This is a genomic window from Microcystis sp. M_QC_C_20170808_M3Col (assembly GCF_007095505.1).
Classification (GTDB): Bacteria; Cyanobacteriota; Cyanobacteriia; order Cyanobacteriales; family Microcystaceae; genus Microcystis.
Genome location: NZ_SFBY01000298.1, coordinates 1 through 7,039 on the forward strand (window position 1 = coordinate 1; position 7,039 = coordinate 7,039).

Genomic DNA, 7,039 nt, shown 5'->3' on the forward strand with positions numbered 1-7,039 from the left:
TCAGGGAAAAAGTCCCTGAATTTTCCCCCCAATCACTCCAAGGGTCGGCACTTTTTGAGGGAAAAAAAGTCTAAAAACCTTGTTGGATAAGGTTTTTAGATTTATTCAGCAAACCCTAATTAAATTAGACGGTGTTGTGTGAAGATAATTAGCCACAAAGAAAACCAGAAAAAAATGGTTCTTCGTTACTTGGTATGGTTCGATAGGGGGGCATAAATCGACTAAATCCTTATCTGGCAAGAGATTTAATTGATTAGTTCGCTCTAGATCAAAAACAATTGACAAAAATCGCTAAGCCAAAAAAATTAACTGATAACTGATAACTGATAACTGATAACTGATAACTGATAATTGTTATTTTTCTGCTGCCCAACTGTCGGGAGTGTAGGTTTTTAATGCCAAAGCATGGATGGCTTCGGTAGCCAGTGCCGATTGTAAAGCGCCATAAACCATTTGATGCTGTTTAACGCGGGTTTTGCCGGCAAATTCGCCAGAAATAACCACCGCTTCCAAATGATCGCCACCTCCCGTCAAATCCCGAATCATCACTTGTGCATCGGGGATTTGTTCTTGAATCATCGCTTCTACTTGGCGAAAGTCAACCATCGTAACTCCTCAAAAAAATTAAAGATACTCTGATCCCATTTTTACCGAAAGCTCGTCAATAGGGACAAAATTTACTGCTGTGGAGGGGAGTTGTTAGGAGTTGCGGAGGTGGGAGTCGGTGCGGAGATGGGTGTACTGACAAATCCCATCTCGTAGAGTTGTTGATAGCTTTTTTGTCCTAATTCACTGGTGGGGTTTTGGGATTGAATCACCTGAATTAACAAAGGAACCGCCAATTCTGGCTGATTTTGCGCCCTATGGACCAAAGCAAGCTGATAGGTGGCTTCATCCCGCAGTTGTCCCGTGTTTAAAGCACTTTGACGCTGAGAATCGAATACTTTCGGGTCAATTCCTGAGAAACTATTAGCTAATTGCAGATGATAGTTAGATAGTTGGTTAAAAATCCGGCGCGCTTGATTGAGTTTGTCCACAGCGACATCGTATTTAGCGGCATTAATAGCGGCGTTCGCTTCTTCCACTAAACGTTGTCCCCCCTGAAGACTCAGGACACTATCGGCTTGATTTAAGGGTTTCAATTCGTTAGGATCGCTGGCAGGAGTGTTAGAGTCGGGGGTTTGTGCTTGTCCGTCAGGTGCGATCGCAATCACTAAACCGATCACCAGAGTGAGCAGATAAATTAAACTATAAGGCTGTTTTCGCTTAACCATAAAATTTCTCGACTTAATGTTCCTGATGGGAACGGCTATTTTTTCTAACATCGACACCTGACCTATAGTAGCTTTTTTGGGGCAGTTTCGATCCGACCCCAGCTTTCTAGACGTTAGATTTAGCGGTTTTGTCGCCATGGCAAGCGCTGATTTTTCCCGAAAAATCAGTACAAGTCCCCAAAAAGTTAGTTTATCCCCCCGATTAATGGTTTAAATACCGATAATTCAACCCTTGCAAGGCTGTCCAGATAGAATAAAGAGAAAGTAGGAGTTTAGTTAAAATGTCTTTATCACTGATTACCCGTAAGTTTACGGTGGAAGAATACGAAAAAATGACAACCCAGGGAATAATCAAACCCGATGAAAAAGTGGAATTAATTCGAGGAGAAATTATCAAAATGTCACCGATGGGAACCCGTCATGCTGCTTGTATAGATAGATTAATACAATTACTTTATCAAAAGCTAGGCCAGAAAATTATTCTCAGGGTGCAAAATCGGATTAGATTAAATAATAATTCTCAACCAGAACCAGATTTAAGTTTACTAATACCTCGATCGGATTTTTATGTTGCTGCCCATCCTTGTCCTCAAGATATTTATTTAATTATTGAAGTTTCTGATTCTACCATCGATTATGATCGCAATACTAAAATTTCTCTTTATGCGGAGGCAAATATTCAAGAAGTTTGGATTATCAATCTTAAGGAAGAATGTTTAGAAGTTTATCGCCATCCGCTGCATGGTAGTTATCAAAATATTCAGAAATACTCTATAAATGAGAGGGTTTTTATAACATCTTTTCCCGATATAGAATTCACTATTGCAGAAATCTTAGGAGTGTAGTTAAAATGTCTTTATCACTGATTACCCGTAAGTTTACGGTGGAAGAATACGAAAAAATGGCAACCCAGGGAATAATCAAACCCGATGAAAAAGTGGAATTAATTCGAGGAGAAATTATCAAAATGTCACCGATGGGAACCCGTCATGCTGCTGGTATAGCTAGATTAACACAGTTACTTTATCAAAAATTTGGCGATCTTATTCTCTTAGGAGTACAAAATCCGATTAGATTAAATAATAATTCTCAACCAGAACCAGATTTAAGTTTACTAATACCTCGATCGGATTTTTATGTTGCTGCCTATCCTTGTCCTCAAGATATCTATTTAATTATTGAAGTTTCCGATTCTACCATCGATTATGATCGCTATACTAAAATTCCTCTTTATGCGGAAGCAAATATTAAAAAAGAAGTTTGGATTGTCAATCTCAAGGAAGAATGTTTAGAAGTTTATCGCCATCCTCTGCATGGTAGTTATCAAGCTATTCAGAAATATTATCGAGGTGAAAGTATTTTTATTGAATCCTTTCCAGAAATAGAGTTAACTTTAATTGAAATACTCGGTAATATTTGTTAAATTAAATTCTACAGCGTCTCTCATAAAGAGAAAGGGCTCTTCTGGTTTATGTGTGGAAACGAGGTCTATACTGATAGAATATCCGCAAAATAGCCCTAAAAGTCTTGCCCGATAAGCATTTCACGATTCCATAAGCAAAAATTATCACACACCTAATTTGGTATCGACGACCGACGACCGACTCCCCAAAACGAAAAATTCGTACCTCACCATAGAATTACTGAATAGCTGATAGCTGGTAGCTGAGGGTTTATAACTTGCGTTCGTAACTTAACAAGGTATTTTTTAATAACATTGCCACCGTCATCGGACCGACACCCCCGGGGACAGGAGTAAGATAACTAGCTACTTCTAAAACCCCAGCATAGTCCACATCGCCCACCAAACGGTCAGCGACGCGATTAATCCCCACATCCACTACCACTGCACCGGGTTTTACCATCTCTTTAGTGATTAAATTGGCTTTACCGACAGCAGGTACTAAAATATCGGCACTTCTGGTTATTTCTGCCAGATTTTCTGTGCGCGAGTGAGCAATAGTTACCGTAGCGTTTTCCTCCAATAACATTAAAGCTAAAGGTTTCCCCACTAGAATACTGCGACCCACCACCACCGCGTGCTTACCGGCTATGGGAATATTATATTCTTTCAGCAGTGCCATGACCCCCGCAGGAGTACAACTGCGGATACAGTCCTCACCCCGCACTAAACCGCCTAAATTGAGAGGATGTAAGCCATCAGCATCTTTTTTCGGGTCAATTTGGTAGAGAAGGGAAACCGCATCTAAATGCTTAGGTAAGGGTAATTGAATTAAAATCCCGTCCACCCGCTCATCTTGATTGAGACGGACAATTTCCGCTAAAATTTCTAGTTCACTTGTATCGGTGGGAAAATGACGACCAAAAGAGGCCATGCCGATTTTAGTACAAGCTTTCTCCTTATTGCGGACATAAACGGCACTAGCGGGATTATCCCCCACCATCAACACCGCTAACCCCGGAGGTCGTCCCATTTGAGATTTTAGCCTCTGGATGCGCTCTCCTAGACCAAGTTGGATTTTTTGAGCTAAGGCTTTCCCGTCGAGAATTTGGCAAGTAGTTACGGACATTCTATGATAATACCGAGAACAAAAATCTTTCGGATCCATTCTATGGTCAAAAAGATTGGCTAATCGCACTCGTTAAGGTTAAAGCAAGAATGTCTATCCAGACTCGTGTAGGGCGCATCGGCAGTTTATTATTATTGCTAGGGTTATTCGGTTGTAGTACCCTTGCTGACCTCGGTATTGCCGTTCCCTACATCGGTGATCCTCCCCTAACAGCGATCGAGCAATTACAGGAAAAACCAAAAGGCGCTTTAGTTTATCTTAGGGGAACCGTGAGCAATTATGCCCCTTTTTTAACTGGAGGAGCCTATCTTTTGCAGGATGGGTCGGGTAAGATTTGGATTCGCACCAATAGCAATAAATTACCCCGTCAAGGCGAAGAAATCGTCATTAAGGGCAAAATTGACTTTGAGGCTATTCCCCAGGGTTCCCAAAGCGTTAACGAATTGTATGTGCTGGAATTAGAACAGATGGATGCAGTAGCAGTTAATTCGGTTCCCACTCCCTCCCCGTCCCCAGAAATTAAACCTTCCCCCACCTCAGAAGTTAAACCCCCAGAAAATAATTCTCCCCCACTCTCCACTAAACCCCTGGAAAATCCCCGACAGGTGACAATTCCGGGCGCTGCTGAAACAAAACCCCCAGAAACTCCCGTCGTTACCCCCGTTAAACCCAATCCACCCGTGCAACCCGTCGCAGAAGCGATTCCCCCCAAACCCCCCGCAGTGGTTAAACCCGTCCGGGACCCCCTCGATGCTTTCTTTTTACCCCATAAACAAAGGGAGAAAAACAGTAAACAGTAAACAGTAATCAGTAATCAGTAGCGGGGTAAACAGATGGAGAGTAAAGCTTATGACAAAGCTTATAAATTTGCCATTAGGATTGTTAAAGGCTATAAATATTTGTGTGAAACTAAACAAGAATATATTTTGTCAAAACAGCTATTAAGGAGTGGCACTTCAATCGGGGCTAACATTGCCGAGGCTAATGGAGCTATTTCTAAAGCTGATTTTCGAGCTAAAATGTCAATAGCTTATAAGGAGTGTCTAGAAACAAAGTATTGGCTGTCTCTATTGAAAGACACGAATTACATAGAGGAAAGAGCCTTTCAAAGTATCAATGATGACGCAGAGGAAATTGGTAAAATGCTTTGGGCTATTCTAAAAACCTGCCAAGAAAATACCAAAACCCGATAACCGATAACTGATAACTGATAACTGATAACTGATAACTGATGATATTCGTTGCTTTGGCGATTTTAGAACAGGACGGTCGATTTTTAATGCAGTTGCGCGACGACATCCCGACGATTCTCTATCCGGGGGTGTGGGGTTTATTTGGTGGTCACTTAGAAGCGGGTGAAAATCCAGAAATAGGGTTAAAACGAGAGTTAAAAGAAGAAATTAACTACGAAGCCCCTAGTTTAGGCTATTTTCGCTCTTATAACGATGATAATCTCTCCCGTTATCTTTATCATGTACCCCTGACCGTGGAATTAGAAAAATTAGTGCAAACGGAAGGGCAAGATTTGGCATTATTACCCCCGGCTGCCATCCTTCAAGGGGAATACTATTCCGAGAAGATTAATCAGACTCGTCCTTTAGGAAAAATTCATCGACAGATATTACTCGATTTTATAGAAGTAGAATTATAGTGGATATTAGAGCCAGACAAGGAACTCCCTAATCTCTAGGGAAGTCGTAGTTAACACTGCTCCTCACCTCCCTCAAAGGCAAAATGCTCCCGCTTTTTGAATGGCTTTATTGAAACGTCAATCTTATTTTGGCTTTGTCTTTATGAACCAGTCGCGTCCCTCGTTCGTTTCCGTGCAGAAACTCCTATCTGGAGGTGCGATCGCTACCCTAGCAGTTAGTTCCCTGATGGTCCTTACCCCCGCAGCCAAAGGGGAAAAACCCTTAGAAGATAACCCGAAAGCAGTCATCGACCAGGTTTGGCAAATTGTTAATAATGAATTTGTAGATCGTAGTTTTCATCAAATTGATTGGCAAAAAAAACGTCAAGAATTGTTAAGCAGAAATTATACTCATCCCCAACAAGCTTACACGGCAATTCGGGAAGCTTTAAAGGATTTGGGCGATACTTATACCCGTTTTTTAACTCCTAGTGAATTTTCTGTCCTCACCAGTCAAACTTCCGGAGAATTATCGGGAATTGGGGTACGTTTAGCCCTCGATAAACGCACTAGCGATCTGGTCGTTGTCGATACGGTGAAAAAATCCCCCGCCAAGGAAGCGGGAATTAAAACAGGCGATCGCCTGATCAGAATTAATGGCAAACCCACCGCTTTAATGACCTTAGAACAAGCAATGGAAGCCCTACAGGGAGAAGTGGGTACTAGCGTTAGTTTACAGCTTGCCCGTCCCGATCAAGGGGTATTTGAAGTGACTTTGACCCGGGTAGATATCGAAATCCCCTCGGTTAGCTATACCCTCAAAGAGGAAGCTGGGGTGAAAGTTGGTTATATCAAACTGGATGAATTTAGTTCCCACGCAGCCGAACAAATGAAACAGGCGATCGAGGAATTAAGTCAACAACAGATATCCGGCTATGTTCTCGATCTGCGGGGCAACCCCGGCGGGTTACTATTTGCTAGTGTCGATATAGCTCGTATGTGGATGAAACAGGGCAAAATCGTTAGCACCATCGATCGACGAGGCGGTGATCGCCAATTTACTGCCAATAACACTGCTATTACCGATTTACCCCTCGTGGTCTTGGTGAACAAAGGTTCCGCCAGCGCCAGCGAAATCCTCGCTGGGGCGCTGAAAGAAAATGGCCGGGCGACTTTAGTGGGTACATCGACCTATGGCAAGAGTACCGTCCAATCGGTACACACCCTCTCCGATGGTTCCGGTTTAGCGGTGACAATTGCCCGTTATTATCCCCCCAACGGCGAAAATATCTACAAAAAAGGCATTAAACCCGATGTGCAGATCGAGTTAACCCAGGAACAACAGCTGCGCTTCCGCGATGATCCTTCTTTATTGGGAACTAAGGATGATCCCCAGTATCAACACGCGATCTCGCTGTTACAATCCCATAGTGTTAAACGTCCTGGCACTAGCAATCTCAATAACCCTTTGAGTAGTCGCGCTGATTGACATCCTCGCCGCCGTAAAACGGACGGCGATTCCTCACCACGCCACCTTTTTAGAATGGTCGCTGAATGGGGTTGACGCTTCACGGGATGCTGCTTCTTTAACAGAAGTCTTACGC

9 protein-coding genes and 1 pseudogene are annotated in these 7,039 nt (G+C 42.6%); 6 read left to right on the plus strand and 4 right to left on the minus strand.

The window, feature by feature from the left end:
• Positions 1-105: 105 nt before the first annotated feature.
• The 3 genes and pseudogenes from EWV84_RS22905 to EWV84_RS13435 all read right to left on the minus strand — a co-directional run.
• Positions 106-291, minus strand: a pseudogene (locus EWV84_RS22905) (hypothetical protein); the annotation flags it as partial.
• A gap of 63 nt (positions 292-354) precedes the next feature.
• Positions 355-606, minus strand: coding sequence for a BolA family protein (locus tag EWV84_RS13430; protein ID WP_002737239.1), 252 nt, complete (start codon positions 604-606; stop codon positions 355-357).
• Between the two features lie 71 nt (positions 607-677).
• Complete coding sequence (locus EWV84_RS13435) at positions 678-1,325, minus strand: hypothetical protein (RefSeq protein WP_286824114.1); 648 nt, start codon at positions 1,323-1,325, stop codon at positions 678-680.
• 230 nt (positions 1,326-1,555) lie between these two features.
• Between EWV84_RS13435 and EWV84_RS13440 the strand changes: the two genes are divergently transcribed.
• Positions 1,556-2,119 carry a Uma2 family endonuclease gene (locus EWV84_RS13440; protein ID WP_287078382.1) on the plus strand — a complete coding sequence of 188 codons (564 nt, stop codon included), beginning with the start codon at positions 1,556-1,558 and terminating at the stop codon, positions 2,117-2,119.
• Between the two features lie 5 nt (positions 2,120-2,124).
• The gene (locus EWV84_RS13445; RefSeq protein ID WP_287078383.1) at positions 2,125-2,697 is read left to right on the plus strand and encodes a Uma2 family endonuclease; all 573 of its coding nucleotides are present in this window, start codon (positions 2,125-2,127) and stop codon (positions 2,695-2,697) included.
• A 250-nt stretch (positions 2,698-2,947) separates the two neighbouring features.
• On the opposite strand, the gene folD is transcribed toward EWV84_RS13445, so the two are convergent.
• Positions 2,948-3,805, minus strand: coding sequence for a bifunctional methylenetetrahydrofolate dehydrogenase/methenyltetrahydrofolate cyclohydrolase FolD (gene folD / locus EWV84_RS13450; RefSeq protein ID WP_287078384.1), 858 nt, complete (start codon positions 3,803-3,805; stop codon positions 2,948-2,950).
• Positions 3,806-3,894: 89 nt separating this feature from the next.
• Between folD and EWV84_RS13455 the strand changes: the two genes are divergently transcribed.
• From EWV84_RS13455 to ctpB, 4 genes are all read left to right on the plus strand, one after another.
• Positions 3,895-4,605 (plus strand): OB-fold nucleic acid binding domain protein, encoded by a 711-nt coding sequence (locus EWV84_RS13455; protein ID WP_287078385.1) that lies wholly within the window; start codon positions 3,895-3,897, stop codon positions 4,603-4,605.
• 33 nt (positions 4,606-4,638) lie between these two features.
• Complete coding sequence (locus EWV84_RS13460) at positions 4,639-4,998, plus strand: four helix bundle protein (RefSeq protein WP_287078386.1); 360 nt, start codon at positions 4,639-4,641, stop codon at positions 4,996-4,998.
• A 38-nt stretch (positions 4,999-5,036) separates the two neighbouring features.
• Positions 5,037-5,456 carry an NUDIX hydrolase gene (locus tag EWV84_RS13465; RefSeq protein ID WP_286824121.1) on the plus strand — a complete coding sequence of 140 codons (420 nt, stop codon included), beginning with the start codon at positions 5,037-5,039 and terminating at the stop codon, positions 5,454-5,456.
• Between the two features lie 142 nt (positions 5,457-5,598).
• Entirely contained in the window at positions 5,599-6,924 is a 1,326-nt protein-coding gene (gene ctpB, locus EWV84_RS13470) for a carboxyl-terminal processing protease CtpB (protein ID WP_353737478.1), read from the plus strand.
• Positions 6,925-7,039: the final 115 nt, after the last annotated feature.

Excerpts from the sequence above, each read along its gene's own strand:
- EWV84_RS13460 (WP_287078386.1), top strand. The coding sequence starts at position 4,639 with ATGGAGAGTAAAGCTTATGACAAAGCTTATAAATTTGCCATTAGGATT.
- EWV84_RS13430 (WP_002737239.1), bottom strand. The coding sequence starts at position 606 with ATGGTTGACTTTCGCCAAGTAGAAGCGATGATTCAAGAACAAATCCCC.
- EWV84_RS13455 (WP_287078385.1), top strand. The coding sequence starts at position 3,895 with ATGTCTATCCAGACTCGTGTAGGGCGCATCGGCAGTTTATTATTATTG.
- EWV84_RS13465 (WP_286824121.1), top strand. The coding sequence starts at position 5,037 with ATGATATTCGTTGCTTTGGCGATTTTAGAACAGGACGGTCGATTTTTA.
- EWV84_RS13445 (WP_287078383.1), top strand. The coding sequence starts at position 2,125 with ATGTCTTTATCACTGATTACCCGTAAGTTTACGGTGGAAGAATACGAA.
- ctpB (WP_353737478.1), top strand. The coding sequence starts at position 5,599 with ATGAACCAGTCGCGTCCCTCGTTCGTTTCCGTGCAGAAACTCCTATCT.
- EWV84_RS13435 (WP_286824114.1), bottom strand. The coding sequence starts at position 1,325 with ATGTTAGAAAAAATAGCCGTTCCCATCAGGAACATTAAGTCGAGAAAT.
- folD (WP_287078384.1), bottom strand. The coding sequence starts at position 3,805 with ATGTCCGTAACTACTTGCCAAATTCTCGACGGGAAAGCCTTAGCTCAA.
- EWV84_RS13440 (WP_287078382.1), top strand. The coding sequence starts at position 1,556 with ATGTCTTTATCACTGATTACCCGTAAGTTTACGGTGGAAGAATACGAA.